The sequence below is a fragment of the Pseudomonas sp. FSL R10-2964 genome (genome assembly GCF_009600035.1).
In the GTDB taxonomy this organism is placed as follows: Bacteria; Pseudomonadota; Gammaproteobacteria; order Pseudomonadales; family Pseudomonadaceae; genus Aquipseudomonas; species Aquipseudomonas bubulae.
Map to the genome: position 1 here is coordinate 21,308 of NZ_WIWH01000006.1, position 19,465 is coordinate 40,772.

A 19,465-nucleotide genomic window follows, 5' to 3' on the forward strand; every position below is an offset into this window, starting at 1 on the left:
CTACTGGTGTTGAGCCATTACGCCCAGTGCTGGATTGCGCAGGGCCTGACTTGCTGTGGGAGCGGGCTTGCTCGCGATAGCAGCCACTCGGTCTATCAGATAAACCGCGTCGCCTGCATCGCGAGCAAGCCCGCTCTCACAGTAAGGGGGGGATTACAGGTGCAACGCATGCCCCAGCGCGCGCAACGCGGCTTCCTGGACGGCTTCGCCCAGGGTCGGGTGCGCGTGGATGGTGCCGGCGATGTCTTCCAGGCAGGCGCCCATTTCCAATGACTGGGCAAAGGCCGTCGACAACTCCGAAACACCGACCCCCACGGCTTGCCAACCGACAATCAGGTGATTGTCCCGGCGCGCCACAACCCGCACAAAGCCGGTTTTGGCTTCCAGGGTCATGGCCCGGCCATTGGCAGAGAACGGAAAGCTGGCGCTGATGCAGTCCAGACCGGCCTCTTGCGCCTCAACCGGGGTTTTGCCCACCACGACGATTTCGGGATCGGTAAAACACACCGCGGCAATCGCAGCAGGGCTGAACTCGCGCTGTTTGCCGGCAATGATTTCAGCAACCATCTCACCCTGGGCCATGGCCCGGTGGGCCAGCATCGGCTCGCCGGTCAGGTCACCAATCGCCCAGACATTGCGCATGCTGGTGTGGCAACGGTTGTCGACGCGAATCGCCGGGCCGTTCATGGTCAGCGCCAGCGCTTCAAGGTTGAAGCCTTGTGTACGCGGCCGACGACCCACCGCCACCAGCACCTGATCGGTTTCCAGGGTCTGGCTCTGGCCCATGCGGTCACGCATCGACAGGGTTTTGCTGCTGGCCTGGAAACCTTCGACGCTGTGCTCCAGATACAGGGTAATCCCCAGTGCCTTGAGGGATTCTGCCACGGGCAAGGTCAGGTCCTTGTCGTAAGTTGGCAGGATACGGTCACGGGCTTCAACCACCGTGACTTCGGCCCCCAGCTTGCGGTAGGCGATCCCCAGTTCCAGGCCGATATAGCCAGCGCCAACCACGGTCAGGCGTCGGGGAATGGTGGTGGGCTGCAGGGCTTCGGTGGACGAAATGATCGCCCCGCCAATGGGCAGGATCGGCAGGTCGACCGTTTGCGAGCCGGTGGCCAGCAACAGATGTTCGCATTCGATGCGCTGGCCGCCGACTTCAACCGCCTTGCCGTCGAGGATTTTGGCCCAGCCGTGAATGACCTTGACGTTGTTCTTTTTCAGCAGAGCGCCGACGCCGCTGGTCAGGCGATCAACAATGGTGTTTTTCCATTGCACGCTCTGGCCGATGTCCAGGGTCGGGGCCTGGGTCTTGATCCCCAGCGGTGAAGTACCGGTGCTGTAGCGCTGGGTGGCATGGAACTGTTCGGCAACGTGGATCAGGGCCTTGGACGGGATGCAGCCGACGTTCAGGCAGGTACCGCCCAGCGACTGGCCTTCGATCAGGACCGTCGGAATGCCCAGCTGGCCGGCGCGGATCGCTGCCACATAGCCGCCGGGGCCGCCGCCGATAATCAGCAGCGTGGTGTGTTGGGTTGGCTGCATGTTCACTCCACAAACAGGGTGGCAGGTTGTTCGAGCAAGCCACGCATGGCCTGGATAAATTGCGCCGCGTCCATGCCGTCGACCACACGATGGTCGAAGGAGCTGGAGAGGTTCATCATTTTGCGCACCACGATCTGGCCTTTGACCACCACCGGGCGCTCGACGATGCGGTTGACGCCAATGATCGCCACTTCGGGCAGGTTGACCACCGGTGTGCTGACAATTCCGCCCAAGGCTCCCAGGCTGGTCAGGGTGATGGTCGAGCCGGTGAGTTCCTCGCGGGTAGCCTTGCCGGTGCGTACGGCGTTGGCCAGGCGGGCGATTTCATCGGCGGCGCCCCACAGGTTGAGGGTCTCGGCATGGCGCACCACAGGCACCATCAAACCACCGTCGCTTTGCGCGGCGACGCCGATATGGGCGGCGCCAAAGCGGGTGATGATTTGCGCTTCGTCGTCGTAGCGCACGTTGATCTGCGGGAAGTCCCGCAAGGCCACGACCATGGCCCGCAGTAGAAACGGCAACAGGGTCAGTTTGCCGCGGCTGTCCCCCCATTTTTGGTTGAGCTGGGCACGCAGTTCTTCCAGGGCGGTGACGTCCACTTCCTCGACATAGCTGAAGTGTGCGGCACGGCGCTTGGCGTCCTGCATGCGTTGGGCGATCTTGCGGCGCAGGCCGATCACCGGGATCTGTTGCTCGTCGTTGCGCAGGGCATAACCGCTGGCCGGTGCCACGCTGGTTTCGGTGTCGCGAGCCAGGTACGCATCCAGGTCGTCATGCAGGACACGGCCCGCCGGGCCGCTGCCAACCACAAAGCGCAACTCGATACCGCTATCCCAGGCGCGCTTGCGCACGGCCGGGGAGGCCAGCGGGCGCTCGTTGGCTTCACGGGCCACAGGCGCCGATCGTTGTGCCGGTGCCGCCTTGATCGGTGGGGCGGCCACCACGGCTACTTCTACGCGAGCTTGAGGGGCGGCTTTTACTGCGGCGACCACAGGTTCCGCTGCAGGGCCAGCTTGCGCACTTTCACGCAGGTTGCCGGCGCCTTCGACTTCGATGCGGATCAGTTCGCTGCCCACGGCCATGACTTCGCCAGGCTGGCCACCCAGGGCCAGGACCCTGCCGGCCACGGGGGAGGGGATGTCTACCGTGGCCTTGTCGGTCATCACATCGGCGACCACCTGGTCTTCGCTGACCATGTCACCGACTTTGACAAACCATTCCACCAGTTCTACTTGCGCAATGCCTTCGCCAATGTCCGGCATCTTGATAACGTGCGTACCCATTCAGACCTCCATAACCCGTTGTAGTGCAGCACCCACTCGCGCCGGGCCGGGGAAATAGGCCCACTCCTGGGCATGGGGATAGGGGGTATCCCAGCCGGTTACGCGCTCGATCGGCGCTTCCAGGTAGTGGAAGCAGTGCTCTTGAACCAGTGCGATCAGCTCGGCGCCAAACCCGCAGGTACGGGTGGCTTCGTGAACAACAACGCAACGGCGGGTCTTTTTTACAGAGGTGACAATGGCGTCCAGGTCCAGCGGCCAGAGGCTGCGCAAGTCGATTACTTCAGCGTCGATGCCGGTTTCTTCGGCGGCGGCCTGGGCCACATAAACGGTGGTGCCGTAGGTCAGGATGGTGACTTCAGTACCGGGCCGCACAATGGCGGCGCAGTCCAGCGGGACGGTGTAGTAACCGTCGGGCACGGCGCTGGCCGGGTGCTTCATCCAGGGGGTTACCGGACGGTCGTGGTGGCCGTCGAACGGGCCGTTGTACAGGCGTTTTGGCTCGAGGAAGATCACCGGGTCATCGTTCTCGATGGCGGCAATCAGCAGGCCCTTGGCGTCGTAGGGGTTGGATGGCATCACGGTACGCAGGCCGCAGACCTGGGTAAACATGGCCTCGGGGCTCTGGCTGTGGGTCTGGCCACCGTAAATCCCGCCGCCGCAGGGCATGCGGATGGTCATTGGCGCGATAAACTCGCCGGCAGAGCGGTAACGCAGGCGCGCCGCTTCAGAAACAATCTGGTCGGACGCCGGGTAGAAATAGTCGGCAAACTGGATTTCGGCCACCGGGCGCAGGCCATAGGCGCCCATGCCCACGGCGGTACCGACGATGCCACTTTCCGAGATCGGTGCGTCGAACACCCGCGAACTGCCGTACTTGGCCTGCAGGCCTTCGGTGCAGCGGAACACACCGCCGAAGTAGCCCACGTCCTGGCCAAACACCACCACGTTATCGTCGCGCTCGAGCATCACATCCATGGCCGAGCGCAGGGCCTGGATCATCGTCATGGTGCTGGTACTCACGGCGTTCTCCATCTGAATTTTATTATTGTCGTTCATCTGGTTATAACCCCAATTCCTGGCGTTGCCGGCGCAAATGCTCGGGCATTTCCTTGTACACGTCTTCGAACATGCTCGCGGCACTGGGTATCTGCCCGCCTGCCAGGGTGCCGAAACGCTCGGATTCCTTTTGCGCGCCAATGATTTCCGCTTCCAGCTCGGCACTGACGGCTGCGTGCTCTTCTTCCGACCAGTTGCCGGTGGCAATCAGGTGCTGCTTGAGACGAAGAATCGGATCGCCCAGCGGGAAGTGGCTCCAGTCATCGGCCGGACGATACTTGGACGGGTCGTCGGAGGTGGAGTGCGGGCCAGCACGATAAGTGACCCATTCGATCAGGGTCGGCCCCAGGTTGCGGCGCGCGCGCTCTGCGGCCCAGGCCGAGGCGGCGTAAACGGCGATAAAGTCGTTGCCGTCGACCCGCAGCGAAGCAATGCCGCAGCCCACGCCGCGTCCGGCAAAGGTGGTGGACTCGCCACCGGCAATGGCCTGGAAGGTCGAAATGGCCCATTGGTTGTTGACCACGTTGAGGATCACCGGGGCGCGGTAAACGTGGGCAAAGGTGAGGGCAGTGTGGAAGTCCGATTCGGCGGTGGCGCCGTCACCGATCCAGGCCGAGGCGATTTTGGTGTCGCCCTTGATGGCCGAGGCCATGCCCCAACCAACCGCCTGTACGAATTGGGTGGCGAGGTTGCCGGAAATACTGAAAAAGCCGTAGTCGCGCACCGAGTACATGATCGGCAATTGCCGACCCTTAAGCGGGTCGCGTTCGTTGGACAGCAATTGGCAGATCAGGTCGACCAGCGGCACATCACGAGCCATCAGGATGCTTTGCTGGCGGTAGGTGGGGAAGCACATGTCGTCGATGTTCAAGGCCAGGGCCTGGGCGCTGCCGATGGCTTCTTCGCCCAGGCTTTGCATATAGAACGACATTTTTTTCTGGCGCTGGGCGACCACCATGCGCGTGTCGAAAATGCGCGTCTTGAGCATGGCGCGCATGCCTTCGCGCAACACTTCGCTCGATACGCCTTCGGCCCACGGGCCAAGGGCCTGGCCCTTGTCGTCGAGTACACGGATCAGGCCTTTGGCCAAGTCTGCGGTGTCGGCAGGTTCCACATCGATCGGGGGTTTGCGCACCAGACCGGCATCGGTCAGGCGCAGGTAGCTGAAGTCGGTCTTGCAGCCTGGGCGGCCGGACGGTTCGGGAACGTGCAGGCGCAGCGGTGCATATTCATTCATGGCTTTCTCTACGCTCGATCTTGTCGTGTTTATAGGCGCGGGAGCTAGGTAGTACTGTCGAAGATCTGTCTGATAAAAACCAAGATCTTGTCCTACAACAATCATATTCCTGACGCCGAAGAATATTTCTCTGTAGTTCATTGTGCTTTGCAGCGTTTAAGGATAAGAATTCTGCATAAACATAAAAAACAGGTGCTTTTGTCTCATGCGCAAGCTAGATCGAACTGATATCGGGATTCTCAATAGCCTTCAGCAGAATGCGCGCATCACCAATGCGGACCTTGCGCGATCGGTCAACCTGTCGCCGACGCCCTGTTTCAACCGGGTCAAGGCCATGGAAGAGCGCGGCCTGATCCGCGAGCAGGTGACCCTGCTTGACGCCGATATGCTGGGGCTGCATGTCAATGTGTTTATCCATGTGAGCCTGGAAAAACAGGTCGAGGAAGCCCTGCAGCATTTTGAAGCGGCGATATCCGATCGCCATGAAGTCATGGAGTGCTACTTGATGGCCGGCGACCCGGATTACCTGATCCGGGTGCTGGTGCCCAGCATTCAGGCGCTGGAGCGTTTCATGATGGACTTTTTGACCAAGGTGCCCGGCGTGGCCAATATCCGCTCCAGCTTCGCCCTCAAACAGGTGCGCTACAAAACTGCGCTGCCATTGCCTCCTGGCGGGCTGACGCTGGAGGAGTGAATTACACCCGCAAGCGCCAGCGCTCGTTGAAGCGCAGGTCGACCAACGCCAGTGGCTCTACGTCAATCAGGTTGAAGGAGGCAGTGCTCGCTGCCAGGGCGTGCAATATGGCAGCGCGGATCACAAAAGGATGAGTCACCACGGCAAAATGACCCTCTTCGCGAAACTCGTCGAGCCAGGCGCTGACCCGCAGGCACAGGGCCTGTATCGACTCACCGCCATGGGGCGCGGCATCGGGGTTGCTGATCCAGTTGGCTAGCGCTTGGGGCATGCTTTGTTGCAGGTCTGACAGTCGCTGGCCCTGCCAGTCGCCGATATCGTAGTCGCCCAGGGCGGGCACGATTTCAATCTCACCACCCAGTGCCAGGGCGGTTTGCAATGTGCGGGTTTCGGGCGCACAGAGTATGCGTACCGGCTTCTTCAGCCTGGCACTCAATTCGGCGGCCAACAGCAGGCCTTTCGGGTCAGCCGCCTCATCCACTGCAAAGCGGCCCAGACGCTGGGCTTCTGTGCGGGCATGACAAATAAAGCTGAGGCGGGTGGGCATACCGGAATCCTTGCGGGGGAGACGTTGTGTTTGTGTTGTCTGCGCTCGCCCTTCAAATCAGTTTAGGCGAGTATTATGACCGTGTATTTCACTCTCAAGGTACTGTGCAATGGCTGCTGCTTTTTTGAAGAAAGTTCTCAATACTGCTGCGTTACTGACACTGATGACCGGGGCCGGCGCTGCGTTTGCCCATGCCCATCTGGAGCAGGCGACCCCCGCCGCCGACAGCACGGTGAGCAGCGTCAACGAACTGCGCCTGGTGTTCAGTGAAGGCGTGGAGCAGGCGTTTACCCAGGTTGTGATCAGCCATGACCAGGCGCCGGTGCCGGTGAGCAGCATCAAGACCGAACCCGGCAACAAGAAAACCCTGATTGTGACACCGGCACAGCCGTTGCCGGCGGGTAGCTATAACGTCAAATGGAACGCCGTGTCTGTCGATACCCACAAAAGTGCCGGCGATTACAGCTTTACGGTGAGCAACTGAGTTGATGCTCAGTGCAATGGTGATCTGCCGGTTTGTGCATTTCAGTGTGGTGTTGCTGATCTTCGGAGCCTGTGCATTCAGGCCTCTGTTGCGCGGGGCATGGCCATCCTTCGACATTGATGGCCAATTGCTTAAGGTCAATCGGGTGCTGGCCTGGGTGGCGCTGGCCAGCGGCCTTGCCTGGTTACTGTTGACCACCCACTCGATGGCAGGAAGCTGGCCTGAAACCCTGGCCCCGGCGACGTTGTGGCTGGTGTTGGGCAGTACCTTTTTCGGCCAGGTGTGGGCTTTTCATCTGCTGTTTTGCGTGCTGTTGTTGCTCGCCTTGTATGCCCGTAGCGGATTTAACCTTATCTGGTTGCTGGGTTTTCTGTTGTTGGGCACGTTGGCTCCGGTGGGTCACGGCGCGATGCTGGATGGCTGGCGTGGGCAATTGCTGATGCTTAACCAGTGGGTGCATCTGGCGTGTGTGGGGGCCTGGATCGGTGGTCTGTTGGGGTTGCAGCTTATCCTTGTGCGGCCTGTCGGTCAGGACGTGGGCGCTGTGTTGCAGCGCTTCAGCAATCTGGGGTTTATGTTGGTCGCCGGGATTATTCTTACCGGGCTGATCAATACCCGCGTGCTGACCGGTGCGCTCTGGCCTTCACCTTTGTTTGAAGGCTTCGCCCTGATTCTGTTGATCAAGGTGACCCTGGTGGGGGTGATGTTGCTGCTGGCGCTGTTCAATCTGCTGATGAGTCGTGCGGGCCGCTTCACCCTGCTGCGCAGAAGCGTTGCATTGGAATGGCTGTTTGGCTTGGCGGCAGTCGCCGCCGTGTCATTGCTGGGCACCTTGCCGCCGCTGGTGGTGTAGCGGCTGACGAGGTGCGAGGCTGCATTAAGGGCCACAGGAGTTTAAAAGTGCGGGCCCGCTACGCAGCCCTTCGCAGCTTCGTGCCTCGTAGCGGCTACAAGGCTAGACCAACAAAAACACACCCAGCAACCCGCCGAACACCAACCATTTTTCTACGTAGTAACGCGTGCGATTGCGCTTTTTCAGCTCTTTGCCGCGCAGGCGAATCTTGTATAACCGGGTAAATGCGCGGTTCAGGGCGCCGGTTTTGTCACTGGCATCGTTAGGCGAACTGGCGGATGCCATCACTGTGCGGCTGAACCACTGATTGAAGGCACTGGCCCAGCGATACTGCATCGGACGCTCGACATCGCAGAACAGGATGATGCGATTTTTATCGGTAGTGTTTTCGGCGTAATGGATAAAGGTTTCGTCAAACATCACCGCCTCGCCGTCACGCCAGGCGTAGTTCTGGCCGTCAACGTTGATATAGCAGCCTGGATCATTCGGGGTGTCCAGGCCCAGGTGAAAACGCAGCGATCCGGCGTAGGGGTCGCGGTGACGCACCAGTTTGGAGCCAGGGGGCAATTCGGCAAACATGGCGGCCTTGACCGTACCGATGCTGTTGAGCAGCTCAATGGTGCGCGGGCACAGTTCGACCGCCGAAGGGTGGTTGTCGCCATACCACTTCAGGTAAAAGCGCTTCCAGCCACTTTTGAAAAACGAGTTGAAGCCGACATCGTTGGGTTGCTCGGAACGCTTGATCTCGCCCGCCTGCATCAGGTTTCGCGCTTCTTCACGGATTTCCTGCCAGTGATCCTGCAAGGGTTGCAGTTCCGGGAAATCGGCAGGTTTGAGGTAGGGCTGGCCGGGCACTTTGGAAAACAGATACAAAAAGCAGTTGATCGGAGCCAGGAAGGAGGAGTGATCGGTCAGTTGACGCCCGAGCTTATGGCGAACCTTGCCCCGCAGGTGGACATAGGCGATGGACAAGACGTAGACAGCAATAATGATGAGTTTCAAGAGTATCTTCACAATTCAGGAGAAACGCAGCCCTGCAAACACGCACAAATGGCCCGACCTCTAGAAGAGTTATCGGGCGCTGGAGTTGCATTCCGTGAGCCTGGTTAGGGTTAAAACAGTATTTTGAATATTTTCTAACGTTTCATCATGTTTTTGCAGATGTTTTTTACAGTCTTTAGTCCTGTTGTGGGCAGGCCTATAGTCGTATTTGCATGTAGGGGAATTCTTTTTCGATCAATGAAAACCATTTTCGCCCAATAAACGATCAATTTCGCCAGCGCCCGGCGCTGTGGCAGGCCCCCGACGGGTCACGGCGATTGCCGCTGCTGCATTGGCCCGTTGCGCCGCTTGCGGTGCGGGATGCCCGGCCGCCAATACGGCAATCAGCACGCCTGTATGAGCATCCCCGGCACCATTGCTGTCGATGCACTGCACCTTGAACCCGGCGATGTGTTGCTGACCGTGGCGGTCACTGATCCAGCAGCCTTGCGGGCCGTCGCGCACAACCGCAAGGCAGTGTGTGGGCAGGCGTGCGCTCAGGGCAGGCAGGGCGTCGGTCAGTGTGGGGGCATGGGTAAAACTCAGCGCTTCGGCAGTGTTGCCGGTCCACAGGTTCAGGCGCGGGAGCAGGGCGTCGAGCAGTTGCGGGTCAATATCGGTCAGTAACGGGCCGGGATCGAAGGTCACCTGGACACTCTGCGCCAGGCCCTGTATCCACTGCAAAAGCGGCCTCGCCTTGCCGACATGGAGCAGGCTGTAACCGCTGACATAGAGATGGTCGTCGGGCTGCACGCTGACGTGCGCGAGGTCGTGGGCAGACAACCCGCCTTCGGCACCAATGCAGGAAATAAAAGTACGCTCGGCGCTGGCTTCGGTGAGTGCGACGCACAGCCCGGTGTCTTTATGCGGGTCTACTGGCAGGGTCATGTGTATGCCCTCGGCGTGCATGGCCTGGCGAGCCATGTCACCGAACTGTCCCTGACCATGACGCCCCAGGTACACACTCTGCAGGCCGTTGCGCTGGGCAGCGGCCATTACGTTGAACCCGCCACCGGCGTGAAAGCTGGCGCTGTGGGCCAGCGCGTCGCCGCCGGAGGCGGGCAGTGTGTCCAGGCTCATGGCCAGATCGATGATCACCTGGCCTGTGTGCAGCAATCTAGGCATGGGCGCTGTCCTGTGCTGGCAGGCGGCGGTCTCTGGCGCCGCCCAGCAGCGCATACAGGCCGCCAGCCACGATGAAAGTCACGACCCAGCCGAGGCCGTTGTGGCCCAGCCAGGAATCGGCGAGCGGGCCGGTAAACCAGTCGGCATCGTTGCTGCCAACCCGGGTAAAGCATAACCCCAGCAGCAGGGCCACGGCCCAGGCACTCAAGGCCCGCCATTCGATGCCGCCGCTGTACCAGTAGGCGCTGCTGGGGCTGACGTTGAGCAAGTCGTTGGCGCTGTAGCAGTGACGGTGCAGCAGGTCGACGACAAAAATCGCTACCCAGGCGGTAATCGGGATGGCAGTGAGTGAAATAAAAGTGATGAAAGGGCCGTAAAAGCTGTCGGCAAATAGCATGAAGTAAATCGAACCACAGAAAATCGCCACGATATCCACGACGACGGCCTGCACCCGCTTGATCCTTACACCCAGGGTCAGGGTAGTGAGACCGGCCGAATAGACGGACAGATGATTGGACAGCAACAGGCCGCCAAAGGCGCTGACCAGGTAGGGAACCGCCATCCAGGAGGGCAGCAGGCTGCGGATTGCTGCAATGGGGTCGGTTGCGGATGCCAGCGCGTGGTTGCCGACCGTCAGCAACCCCCCCAGAGTAATCAGCAGAACCAGTGGAATCCCTGCGCCCCAGGCTGCGCTGGCCACCAGTTGCGCGGCGCTGACGCTGGATTTTTGGTAGCGCGACATGTCAGCCCCGGCGTTGGCCCAACCGATACCGGTGCCCGCGGCCATGATGCCAATCCCGATAATCACGGCGCTGACGGGTGCCGGGCTGGCGCTGAAGACGCCTGGCCAGTCGATGGTGGCGCACAGAAAACCGCCGACCAGCAGGTTGAGCGCGCCGAACACATAAGTTGCCCACTTCTGGATCAGCAGCAGCGTGGCGTGGCCCAGGCCGGAAACCGCAAGGGTCAGCAGGGTGAAGAGGGCGATAAACACCAGGGTGAGCACCGGTGCGCTTTTGGCTTCGGTGGGGGTATTGAACAGGATTGAAGACAAGGCCAGCAGCACAAATGCCGCGGTGGTGGTGTTTACGGTTTCCCAGCCGACACGGGAAATCAGTGAAACCAGCGTAGGACCTATGTTGCCCCGTACGCCGAATATGGCTCGCGATAGGGTCAGGCTTGGTGCTCGGCCCCGTCGACCGGCGATGGAGATGACGCCGACCAGGGCGAACGAGCCGCCAGCCCCGATCAAGGCGACGATGACCACCTGCCAGATGGCCAGTTGATGGAAGGCCACCAGCGTGGCGCCCAGTGGCAGGCCGAGGATGCTGATATTGGCAGCAAACCATACCCAGAACAGCTGCCCGGGGTTGCCGTTGCACTCGTTTTCGGGAACCGGCTCGATGCCGCGTGTTTCCAGTTGCCCGGCACTGTGCCCGGGGTCAGGGGAAGTCATGGCGTATGGCTCCTGATGCGCTTGTTATCGTTGTCGCAGGCTGTGTGTGGCGCTGACTTTGTGCCAGGCCCGTCGTGTTGCTGTCCATGGCAGGTTTTTACGCAAGGCGCAGGGCTAACAGATCGCGTGCCAGAGGCTGCAGATGCAGGTCGTTGACCCTTGTGATCTGTTCGATCAGTGTCGCGGGCCACTGTTGCATTCCTCCACAGGCACCAAGCATGGCACCGAGGATGGCGGCAATGGTGTCGGTGTCGCCACCGATGCTGGCGGCCATGCACAGGGCATCGAAACGGTTCAGCCCTGCGCTGGCCACGCGTTGGGCAAGGGCAAAGGCGACTACTACGGACTCCTGGGAAGCGACCGAAGTGCCAATCACGTCATAGAGCAGGTCGCCAAAATTGTCGGGGTTGCACTCGCAGCTGGCCTGTCTGGCCCAGCGAATACGCGGGCCGATGCGGCCCCCGGCAACCCAGTGACCCTGGTGTTCGGCGATAAAGGCCATTTCAGTGCCAGCATTGAGGGCGTGCTCAAGTTTTTTACCGTTTATGCCGCTGGAGATGACGGCGGCCACTGCGGCTGCGCTGGCAATCCCCAGGCTGGTGTTATGCGTCACCTGGCACGCCTGAACCACACAATGGATGAAGCGTTCCGGCTGGTTGATATCGCTGGCGATACCTACCGGAGCAATGCGCATGGCCGCGCCGTTGGTGGTGCCGTAGCGGCCCGATTCGGTGGGGCTGTGGCCAGCGAGGATCATCTCGATTGCGCGCTTGGTTGATGGCCCCAGAAGGTCCTGGGAACCCTTGGCCCGCATGCCGGACTCCCAACTGATCAGGCGCCGGGCAAGCTGGTGGGGGTCAATATTGCCTTTGCCTTCAACGAGCAGTTGGCCGACCAGTATTGCCTGCTCGGTATCGTCGGTGATTGAGCCCGCGGGCATATTTGGCGCAATGGGTTGATCGGCCGGGGCATTCTCAAGGGTTGTAATGCGCCCGAAGCGGGCCTGGATCTGTCCGCGACTGAACGATTGGGTCGGCATGCCCAGCGCATCACCCAGGGCCAGGCCGTACAGTGCGCCAAGGGCGAGATCCGCCTGCGTCATGTTGGCGTGCCAAATGAGTGGTACATGCGAAAGTGCACAGGATCCAGCCAGCTCTCGACCATTTCCATAAAGCGTCCTTGGCGGTCGTAGGTGGTGCGCAGGGCTTTGAGAAAAACCGTGCCGGCGGGGCGGCCGAGCAATAGTGCGTCTTCTTCATCGAGCGGCTCGGCGCCAATCCATTGGTCGCCACGATCACCGACAAAGCCATAGGCCGCCAGCGTAATGGTGAGCGAGTCGTCAATCAGCCCTATACGTGGCAGACCTTCCAGGCCACCTGTTGCGGGCACGAACGAGCGTTCCAGAGAAATCGCAGTGCCATCATCGCGGCGACGGCGGCGCTCAAGGATCACGAACTGGCTCAAGCCGAAACGATGCAGGAGGTCCGCACGCTCTATGGCCTCGAGTCGCAGCAGCTCGGTGTGGATACGGGCGCCGGTGTTGGCCAGGGCCTGTGTCCAGCCGTTGTTTTGGTCGAGCGTAATACCGTCGTAGGTGACGATGGCGCCGCCCTCGGTGCGTTTGGCAATGTATTTTCGCTTTTCCAGTTCGGCCAGTGCTGCTCGCAACGTACTGTGGCTGACACGCAGTTCTTGAGCCAATTGGTCTGCTTCCGGCAGCAGGTGACCGTCTGCCAGAAGCCCGCTTTCGATACGGTGGACGAGTTCGTCTACCACCCGTTGTTTTTTATTGAATCGAACCTGTTTGATCATGCCGAAAGTAATAGCTCAGCATTGTCGGTTCGGCAACATTCGCCCTCGGAATCCAGTCGGACAATGATTGGCCGAAAGCGAACGTCGAAGGGCAGGGACAGCACCTTGAACCGCAGTTTTAACCACGGCTCAAGGCGGGTGCAGGCAGGGGGGATTTCAACTGCAGGCTTTGAGGTTGACCGGGCCGACGAATTCGTTGCCACGGCCCATCACGCAGGCTACCGCCTGATTGCGCTGGCGCTCCCAGGCTTGAACCGGGTAGGTTTTGTTCCAGGCTTCGTAAAGCTGGCGGTCCTGCCTGGACAGACGCAAGTTGTATTGCTTGCTCATGTAAAAGTAGGTGCGCGCGATCATCCCGCGAATGGAGGGGCGGGGCATGACCTTTTTGGATTTGAAATCGACTTGTGTCAGGCACGAACCATATTGGCCTTTTTGCTCGGGCAACCAGCCAAAACTGAAATTGCTGCGGTCCCCGTTGACCTCGCCGATGCTGGGTACCAGGTTGTGCAAGTCGGCTTCAGCAACTTTGAACACCGGGTCATTGCGGGTGCAGTTTTTTCGCCCGCCACTTTGCCAGCATTGGCGCTGATGGCCGATCTGCCAGGCGGGAACGATATGTTCCCACTCGATGCGTGCGGCACGGTTGGCATTTTTGCGCGGGATATAACCGCAGGCTTTCAGATCGACGCGGTTGCCGGTGTATTTGCAACCGCAGTAGAACTCGGTGGACTGCGGCGCGTAGAGCTTCCAGGCAACCTTCTTGGCTTCGCTGAAGGTATTCGGGGCCGCGGCCTGTGCGCTTGCAACGGTGAAAAGACCGAGCAGTACCAGTAAACAAACCCTCATTGACTCAGTCTTCCTCAAGCACGGTCCAGAAAACATTCACGCCGCCATCATCGCGGTGGGCGACAGTGACGTTATCGTTTTCAGAAATTTCTTCCAGCAGGCGTTCCCAGAACTCAGGGTTATCGCCTTCGAGTCGCTCAAGCACCGCCATTTTGTCTTTTTGAGCTTTTGGCGAGCTGATGATTTTTTGTATACGTGTGCCGAAAATTTCATAGGGGCTTGGCGGAGTCGGCTCTTTTGCTGCTTTTTTAGCCATGATGCAATCCTTGGTGTGCTGTATGCGCATACAGTATTTAACTGCGCCACATTTGGCAACTGTTTGGTGCAACTGCCGGTGGTGCCGCAGCTTTTGTCCGACCAATAAAAAGGCCGCCTCCCACAGGGGAGGCGGCCTTGCTTATTCAGCGCGCCAAGGCGTCAAGCAAGCACTCAGTATTCCCAGAAGATGCGCTGCAGCTCTTTGCTGTCCTGGGTCTTGGTCAGGGCGACCATGGCCAGGATGCGGGCTTTCTGCGGGTTCAGGTCATGGGCAACAACCCAGTCGTTTTTGTCGTCAGGCTGTTCTGCGTTACGCAGTACGAAACCGCCGCTGTTTACGTGGGAAGAACGAATGATTTGTACGCCATCCTTACGCAGGGCTTGCAAGGTCGGCACCACGCTGGAGGACACTGAACCGTTGCCGGTACCCGCGTGGATGATGGCTTTGGCACCGGATTGGGCCAGCGCTTTATAGGCGGTGTCGTCCACATTGCCGTAGGAGTAGGCGATGCCAACGTTTGGCAGGTTCTTGATGTTCTTGATGTCGAACTCGGAGTCCATGGTGTGGCGCTTGGCTGGCAAGCGGAACCAGTAGGACTTGCCTTCAACGACCATGCCCAGCGGACCCCACGGGCTTTTGAAGGCTTCGGTCTTGATGTTGATCATTTTGCTGACATCACGGCCCGACTGGATTTCGTCGTTCATGGTGACCAGCACGCCTTTGCCGCGCGCATCTTTGCTGCCGGCAACGGCAACGGCGTTGTACAGGTTCAGCATGCCGTCAGCCGACATGGCGGTGCCCGGACGCATGGAGCCGACCACCACGATGGGCTTGTCGGTTTTTTCGACCAGGTTCAGGAAATAGGCGGTTTCTTCGAGGGTGTCGGTACCGTGGGTGATAACGATGCCATCAACGTCGTTGCTGTCAGCCAGTTCGGCGACCCGGCGGCCCAATTGCAGCAGGTTTTCGTTGGTGATGCTCTCGGATGCAATTTGCATCACTTGCTCGCCACGCACATTGGCCAGTTGGCTTAGCTCGGGGACGCCGGCGATCAATTTGTCGATACCGACTTTAGCGGCCGTGTAAGTGGCGCTGTTGGCAGCGCTGGCACCTGCACCGGCGATAGTGCCGCCAGTGGCGAGGATGATGACGTTGGGCTTGGTGACAGCCTCTTGCGCTTGAGCGGTCGGCAGTGCCAGCAGCAGGGCCAGTGCGCCCGGAACAAAAGTTTTCAAAACAGCATTTTTCATTGTTTTTTCTCTTATTAGTGAGTATGCCGATGACTGCACACTTTGCTCGGCATGTGCCATTTATTGACCATGCATAGAGACTGGAAAGCACTATTTGTGCCACTAAGCGAAGTTTCTCGGGGAGCACACAACGTATTGATTTATGGGTCTTTATTTCCACGATCCGCTTTCTGGAAAAGAAACCGGACGGTTTTCCGAACAGAAGCGTTTTTTTTGTTCGGAGAGTCGAATATCGATGTGTCTGATCGCGTTTTTTTTCACATTGACAAATAACAGGTGGCTTTCCATAGTGAGGGCCTAGCAAACGTTTGCGCCGTTTTCTTGAGTCTGTATTTCTGGCAGTCAGGCAGGACCTGATGCCAGTCACCCAGCTTTTGGCGCTCAGGCGTGTGCGAGCAGGACGTTGCTCACAATAATCATAAGATCGGAGTTGCCCCCATGAAGCTGCCATTTGCTGGACGCCTTCTTGCTGTCGCCATGCTGGCTGCGGCATCCCTTACCCTCCCTGTCGCCAATGCCGATACGCCACAAAAACCCAAAGTCGGCCTGGTCATGAAGTCCTTGGCAAACGAGTTCTTTGTCACCATGCAAAAGGGTGGCGAGGATTATCAAAAGGCCAATGCCGCCAGTTTCGACCTGATTTCCAACGGGATCAAAAATGAAACGGACACTGCGGGCCAGATCGACATCATCAATCAGATGATCATCGCCAAGGTCGATGCGCTGGTGATTGCGCCCGCAGACTCCAAGGCGCTGGTGTCGGCCATCAAAAAGGCCAGTGACCGTGGCATTGTGGTGGTCAATATCGACAACCAGCTCGACCCCCAGGTGCTGAAAAGCAAAGGGCTCGAAGTACCCTTTGTGGGGCCCAACAACAGGCAGGGGGCTCGTGAGGTCGGCGAGTACCTGGCCACCAGGCTCAAGGCCGGTGATGAGGTCGGGATCATCGAGGGTGTATCGACCACGACCAATGCGCAAATGCGCACAGCGGGTTTCACGGATGCGATGAACGCTGCCGGGATGAAGATTGTGCCGGTGCAGTCGGGCAACTGGGAAATCGACGGTGGCAACAAGGTTGCGGCGGGCATGCTCAGCGAGTATCCGAACCTCAAGGCCATCCTGGCGGGCAATGACAGCATGGCGCTGGGCGCGGTGTCGGCTATCCGGGCTGCAGGCAAGGTCGGCAAGGTGCAAGTGGTCGGCTATGACAACATCGATGCGATAAAACCCATGCTCAAGGATGGCCGCGTGCTGGCAACGGCCGATCAGGCTGCCGCCAAACAGGCGGTTTATGGCATCGAAACGGCGCTCAAGCTGGTCAAAAAAGAACCGGTTGAAAACCTCAAGGACGGTGTCATCGATACCCCTGTCGAACTGGTCATCAACAAGTAATCCCACTCGCTGTCGCAGGCACTTGCCCGGTCGGGCAGGTGCCCGGAGAAATGTCATGTCTGCTCCTGATGCCAGCGTGGTCCTCACGGTCAGCGGGATTGGTAAAACCTACACTCAGCAGCCGGTACTGGCTGCTATCGAGCTGTCGTTGCATCGCGGCGAAGTTCTGGCCCTGACGGGTGAGAATGGCGCTGGCAAAAGCACACTATCGAAGATCATGGGTGGCCTGGAGGTGCCGACTCTCGGGCACATGCAATTCAATGGCCAGGCCTATGCCCCGGGCAGTCGTGCGCAGGCCGAGCAATTGGGTGTGCGCATGGTCATGCAGGAACTGAACCTGCTGCCCACGCTGACGGTGGCGGAAAATCTGTTTCTGGACAAATTGCCCGGCCACCTGGGCTGGATCAGCCGCAAGCAGTTGCGCAAAGCGGCCATTGAGGCCATGAGCCAGGTGGGTCTGGAGGCGATTGACCCGGACACCCTGGTCGGGGAGCTGGGCATTGGCCATCAGCAGATGGTCGAGATTGCGCGCAACCTGATCGGCGATTGCCATGTGCTCATCCTCGATGAGCCCACGGCCATGCTCACCGCCCGTGAAGTTGAAATGCTTTTTGTGCAAATCGAACGGCTGCAGGCCCGTGGCGTGGCGATTGTGTATATCTCCCATCGACTTGAAGAGCTGGCACAGGTGGCGCAGCGGATTGCCGTACTGCGCGACGGTTGCCTGGTGTGCGTCGAGCCCATTGCCGATTACAACAGCGAACAACTGGTCAACTTGATGGTGGGCCGCGAGTTGGGTGACCAGCTGGATTTGGGCGAACGTAGCTTGGGTGAAACGGCACTTGAAGTCTGTGGTATCAGCCGCTCGGACAAGGTACGAGATGTATCGTTTAAAGTCAGAAAAGGCGAGATTTTCGGGATTTCCGGACTGATCGGGGCAGGGCGCACCGAACTGCTGCGACTGATCTATGGTGCCGATGTGGCCGACAGCGGCACGGTTGCAGTGGGTACTCCTGTGCAGGTAGTGACCATCCATTCGCCGGCAGATGCTGTCCGGCAGGGCATCGCACTGATTACCGAGGACCGCAAGGGTGAAGGCTTGCTGCTGACCCAGTCGATCAGTGCCAACATCGGCCTGGGCAATATGGATCGGATTTCAAGCAGTGGCTTGGTCAACCGGGAGCAGGAGGCCGCATTGGCCCGGCGTCAGATAGACGCCATGGGCATCCGCAGCAGCGGTCCGGAACAAGTGGTGTCGCAACTGTCCGGTGGCAACCAGCAGAAGGTCGTCATTGGCCGCTGGCTGGAGCGCGACTGTTCGGTTCTGCTGTTCGATGAGCCTACGCGCGGTATCGATATTGGCGCCAAGTTCGATATTTACCGGCTGCTGGGCGAGCTGACGCGCAAGGGCAAGGCGCTGGTGGTGGTGTCGAGCGATCTTCGCGAGTTGATGCTGATTTGTGACCGCATTGGCGTGCTGTCTGCGGGCCGGCTGATCGATACCTTTGAACGTGACAGCTGGAGTCAGGAACAGTTACTGGCGGCAGCTTTTGCCGGTTATCAAAAACGAGATGCGTTGCTTGCTGAAGCCACGCCAAAGGAAGCCTCATGAACCCTACCCGCGTGCCGCATAAAAGTGCACATAACTACTACGGAATGGGCACCTACCTCGGGTTGGCGGGCGCCTTGCTGGCCATGATCATTCTGTTTTCCAGCCTGAGTGAACATTTTTTCTCCTATGACACGCTCAGTACGCTGGCCAACCAGATCCCCGACTTGATGGTGTTGTCGGTCGGCATGACCTTTGTGCTGATCATCGGCGGCATCGACCTGTCGGTCGGCTCGGTGTTGGCCCTGGCAGCGTCGGCGGTCAGCGTTGCGATTCTGGGCTGGGGCTGGAGTGTATTGCCTGCCGCTTTGCTGGGCATGGGCTGTGCGGCCCTGGCGGGGACCCTTACGGGGTCGATCACGGTGGCCTGGAAAATCCCGTCTTTTATTGTCTCGCTGGGGGTGCTGGAAATGGCCCGGGGCGGGGCCTACCAGCTTACAGGATCGCGCACGGCGTATATCGGCGACGCGTTCGCCTGGCTTGCCAATCCGGTTGCCTTTGGCATCTCGCCCGCGTTCATTATTGCGTTGCTGATTATTGTCATCGCCCAGGCGGTGCTGACGCGCACGGTGTTTGGGCGCTATCTGATTGGCATTGGCACCAACGAAGAAGCCGTTCGCCTGGCCGGTATCAATCCAAAGCCCTACAAGATTTTGGTCTTTAGCCTGATGGGGTTGTTGGCAGGAGTGGCGGCGCTGTTTCAGATATCCCGCCTCGAGGCGGCAGACCCCAATGCCGGTTCGGGCCTTGAACTGCAGGTGATTGCGGCCGTGGTGATCGGTGGCACGAGCTTGATGGGCGGGCGCGGTTCGGTGATCAGTACGTTTTTTGGTGTGCTGATTATTTCAGTATTGGCCGCAGGGCTGGCTCAAATCGGCGCGACGGAACCCAGCAAGCGTATTATTACCGGTGCTGTCATTGTGATAGCAGTGGTATTGGACACTTACCGCAGTCAACGCGCACAGCGACGGAATTGAGC

The 19,465-nt window shown here is 59.5% G+C and carries 19 protein-coding genes; 6 read left to right on the forward strand and 13 right to left on the reverse strand.

Annotated features, from left to right (window positions below):
• Positions 1–153: 153 nt before the first annotated feature.
• From lpdA to GHN92_RS04655, 4 genes are read right to left on the reverse strand one after another with little or no spacing between them, the layout of a single operon-like run.
• Complete coding sequence (lpdA, locus tag GHN92_RS04640; RefSeq protein ID WP_095001997.1) at positions 154–1,542, reverse strand: dihydrolipoyl dehydrogenase; 1,389 nt, start codon at positions 1,540–1,542, stop codon at positions 154–156.
• Positions 1,543–1,544: 2 nt separating this feature from the next.
• Positions 1,545–2,825 (reverse strand): dihydrolipoamide acetyltransferase family protein, encoded by a 1,281-nt coding sequence (locus GHN92_RS04645; protein WP_095023602.1) that lies wholly within the window; start codon positions 2,823–2,825, stop codon positions 1,545–1,547.
• A complete protein-coding gene (locus GHN92_RS04650; protein ID WP_016781432.1) occupies positions 2,826–3,881 on the reverse strand; it encodes an alpha-ketoacid dehydrogenase subunit beta in 1,056 nt (351 codons plus the stop codon).
• A 4-nt stretch (positions 3,882–3,885) separates the two neighbouring features.
• Positions 3,886–5,118 (reverse strand): 3-methyl-2-oxobutanoate dehydrogenase (2-methylpropanoyl-transferring) subunit alpha, encoded by a 1,233-nt coding sequence (locus GHN92_RS04655; RefSeq protein WP_153379461.1) that lies wholly within the window; start codon positions 5,116–5,118, stop codon positions 3,886–3,888.
• 205 nt (positions 5,119–5,323) lie between these two features.
• Here GHN92_RS04655 and bkdR point away from each other — a divergent pair, with 205 nt between their 5' ends.
• Positions 5,324–5,812: a Bkd operon transcriptional regulator BkdR gene (gene bkdR, locus GHN92_RS04660; protein ID WP_016781430.1), complete on the forward strand. Its 489-nt coding sequence runs from the start codon at positions 5,324–5,326 to the stop codon at positions 5,810–5,812.
• Between the two features lies 1 nt (position 5,813).
• Here bkdR and GHN92_RS04665 read toward each other — a convergent pair whose 3' ends face one another.
• The gene (locus GHN92_RS04665) at positions 5,814–6,359 is read right to left on the reverse strand and encodes a histidine phosphatase family protein (RefSeq protein WP_153379463.1); all 546 of its coding nucleotides are present in this window, start codon (positions 6,357–6,359) and stop codon (positions 5,814–5,816) included.
• A gap of 109 nt (positions 6,360–6,468) precedes the next feature.
• Between GHN92_RS04665 and copC the strand changes: the two genes are divergently transcribed.
• Both copC and copD read left to right on the forward strand, forming a co-directional pair.
• Positions 6,469–6,843: a copper homeostasis periplasmic binding protein CopC gene (gene copC / locus GHN92_RS04670; protein WP_153379465.1), complete on the forward strand. Its 375-nt coding sequence runs from the start codon at positions 6,469–6,471 to the stop codon at positions 6,841–6,843.
• Between the two features lie 4 nt (positions 6,844–6,847).
• Positions 6,848–7,696, forward strand: a complete 849-nt coding sequence (copD, locus tag GHN92_RS04675) for a copper homeostasis membrane protein CopD (RefSeq protein WP_095018569.1) — start codon at positions 6,848–6,850, stop codon at positions 7,694–7,696.
• Positions 7,697–7,798: 102 nt separating this feature from the next.
• On the opposite strand, the gene lpxO is transcribed toward copD, so the two are convergent.
• From lpxO to GHN92_RS04715, 8 genes are all read right to left on the reverse strand, one after another.
• Positions 7,799–8,698 carry a lipid A hydroxylase LpxO gene (lpxO, locus tag GHN92_RS04680; protein ID WP_095001991.1) on the reverse strand — a complete coding sequence of 300 codons (900 nt, stop codon included), beginning with the start codon at positions 8,696–8,698 and terminating at the stop codon, positions 7,799–7,801.
• Positions 8,699–8,932: 234 nt separating this feature from the next.
• Entirely contained in the window at positions 8,933–9,862 is a 930-nt protein-coding gene (locus GHN92_RS04685) for a PfkB family carbohydrate kinase (protein ID WP_095020769.1), read from the reverse strand.
• Complete coding sequence (locus GHN92_RS04690) at positions 9,855–11,318, reverse strand: cytosine permease (RefSeq protein WP_095001989.1); 1,464 nt, start codon at positions 11,316–11,318, stop codon at positions 9,855–9,857. The genes GHN92_RS04685 and GHN92_RS04690 overlap by 8 nt, the downstream gene beginning before the upstream one ends.
• 97 nt (positions 11,319–11,415) lie before the next feature.
• Positions 11,416–12,420 carry an ADP-ribosylglycohydrolase family protein gene (locus tag GHN92_RS04695; protein ID WP_153379467.1) on the reverse strand — a complete coding sequence of 335 codons (1,005 nt, stop codon included), beginning with the start codon at positions 12,418–12,420 and terminating at the stop codon, positions 11,416–11,418.
• The gene (locus GHN92_RS04700) at positions 12,417–13,130 is read right to left on the reverse strand and encodes a GntR family transcriptional regulator (RefSeq protein ID WP_095018572.1); all 714 of its coding nucleotides are present in this window, start codon (positions 13,128–13,130) and stop codon (positions 12,417–12,419) included. Before GHN92_RS04700 ends, GHN92_RS04695 begins: the two co-directional genes overlap by 4 nt.
• 156 nt (positions 13,131–13,286) lie before the next feature.
• A complete protein-coding gene (locus GHN92_RS04705; protein WP_095020767.1) occupies positions 13,287–13,976 on the reverse strand; it encodes an endonuclease in 690 nt (229 codons plus the stop codon).
• A gap of 4 nt (positions 13,977–13,980) precedes the next feature.
• Positions 13,981–14,232, reverse strand: coding sequence for a DUF1654 domain-containing protein (locus GHN92_RS04710; protein ID WP_095001985.1), 252 nt, complete (start codon positions 14,230–14,232; stop codon positions 13,981–13,983).
• 173 nt (positions 14,233–14,405) lie between these two features.
• Positions 14,406–15,485 carry an asparaginase gene (locus tag GHN92_RS04715; protein WP_153379469.1) on the reverse strand — a complete coding sequence of 360 codons (1,080 nt, stop codon included), beginning with the start codon at positions 15,483–15,485 and terminating at the stop codon, positions 14,406–14,408.
• 438 nt (positions 15,486–15,923) lie between these two features.
• On the opposite strand from GHN92_RS04715, the gene GHN92_RS04720 reads away from it, so the two are divergent.
• The 3 genes from GHN92_RS04720 to GHN92_RS04730 are packed head-to-tail and all read left to right on the forward strand — an operon-like array spanning position 15,924 to position 19,463.
• Positions 15,924–16,877, forward strand: a complete 954-nt coding sequence (locus GHN92_RS04720) for a sugar ABC transporter substrate-binding protein (RefSeq protein ID WP_095001983.1) — start codon at positions 15,924–15,926, stop codon at positions 16,875–16,877.
• 55 nt (positions 16,878–16,932) lie between these two features.
• A complete protein-coding gene (locus tag GHN92_RS04725; protein ID WP_095018574.1) occupies positions 16,933–18,489 on the forward strand; it encodes a sugar ABC transporter ATP-binding protein in 1,557 nt (518 codons plus the stop codon).
• Positions 18,486–19,463 (forward strand): ABC transporter permease, encoded by a 978-nt coding sequence (locus tag GHN92_RS04730; RefSeq protein WP_153379471.1) that lies wholly within the window; start codon positions 18,486–18,488, stop codon positions 19,461–19,463. The genes GHN92_RS04725 and GHN92_RS04730 overlap by 4 nt, the downstream gene beginning before the upstream one ends.
• Positions 19,464–19,465 lie beyond the last annotated feature (2 nt).

What these genes read in the sequence shown, in the direction of transcription:
- lpdA (WP_095001997.1), bottom strand. Translation starts at nt 1,542, where the DNA reads ATGCAGCCAACCCAACACACCACGCTGCTGATTATCGGCGGCGGCCCC.
- GHN92_RS04645 (WP_095023602.1), bottom strand. Translation starts at nt 2,825, where the DNA reads ATGGGTACGCACGTTATCAAGATGCCGGACATTGGCGAAGGCATTGCG.
- GHN92_RS04650 (WP_016781432.1), bottom strand. Translation starts at nt 3,881, where the DNA reads ATGAACGACAATAATAAAATTCAGATGGAGAACGCCGTGAGTACCAGC.
- GHN92_RS04655 (WP_153379461.1), bottom strand. Translation starts at nt 5,118, where the DNA reads ATGAATGAATATGCACCGCTGCGCCTGCACGTTCCCGAACCGTCCGGC.
- bkdR (WP_016781430.1), top strand. Translation starts at nt 5,324, where the DNA reads ATGCGCAAGCTAGATCGAACTGATATCGGGATTCTCAATAGCCTTCAG.
- GHN92_RS04665 (WP_153379463.1), bottom strand. Translation starts at nt 6,359, where the DNA reads ATGCCCACCCGCCTCAGCTTTATTTGTCATGCCCGCACAGAAGCCCAG.
- copC (WP_153379465.1), top strand. Translation starts at nt 6,469, where the DNA reads ATGGCTGCTGCTTTTTTGAAGAAAGTTCTCAATACTGCTGCGTTACTG.
- copD (WP_095018569.1), top strand. Translation starts at nt 6,848, where the DNA reads ATGCTCAGTGCAATGGTGATCTGCCGGTTTGTGCATTTCAGTGTGGTG.
- GHN92_RS04685 (WP_095020769.1), bottom strand. Translation starts at nt 9,862, where the DNA reads ATGCCTAGATTGCTGCACACAGGCCAGGTGATCATCGATCTGGCCATG.
- GHN92_RS04690 (WP_095001989.1), bottom strand. Translation starts at nt 11,318, where the DNA reads ATGACTTCCCCTGACCCCGGGCACAGTGCCGGGCAACTGGAAACACGC.
- GHN92_RS04695 (WP_153379467.1), bottom strand. Translation starts at nt 12,420, where the DNA reads ATGACGCAGGCGGATCTCGCCCTTGGCGCACTGTACGGCCTGGCCCTG.
- GHN92_RS04700 (WP_095018572.1), bottom strand. Translation starts at nt 13,130, where the DNA reads ATGATCAAACAGGTTCGATTCAATAAAAAACAACGGGTGGTAGACGAA.
- GHN92_RS04705 (WP_095020767.1), bottom strand. Translation starts at nt 13,976, where the DNA reads ATGAGGGTTTGTTTACTGGTACTGCTCGGTCTTTTCACCGTTGCAAGC.
- GHN92_RS04710 (WP_095001985.1), bottom strand. Translation starts at nt 14,232, where the DNA reads ATGGCTAAAAAAGCAGCAAAAGAGCCGACTCCGCCAAGCCCCTATGAA.
- GHN92_RS04715 (WP_153379469.1), bottom strand. Translation starts at nt 15,485, where the DNA reads ATGAAAAATGCTGTTTTGAAAACTTTTGTTCCGGGCGCACTGGCCCTG.
- GHN92_RS04720 (WP_095001983.1), top strand. Translation starts at nt 15,924, where the DNA reads ATGAAGCTGCCATTTGCTGGACGCCTTCTTGCTGTCGCCATGCTGGCT.
- GHN92_RS04725 (WP_095018574.1), top strand. Translation starts at nt 16,933, where the DNA reads ATGTCTGCTCCTGATGCCAGCGTGGTCCTCACGGTCAGCGGGATTGGT.
- GHN92_RS04730 (WP_153379471.1), top strand. Translation starts at nt 18,486, where the DNA reads ATGAACCCTACCCGCGTGCCGCATAAAAGTGCACATAACTACTACGGA.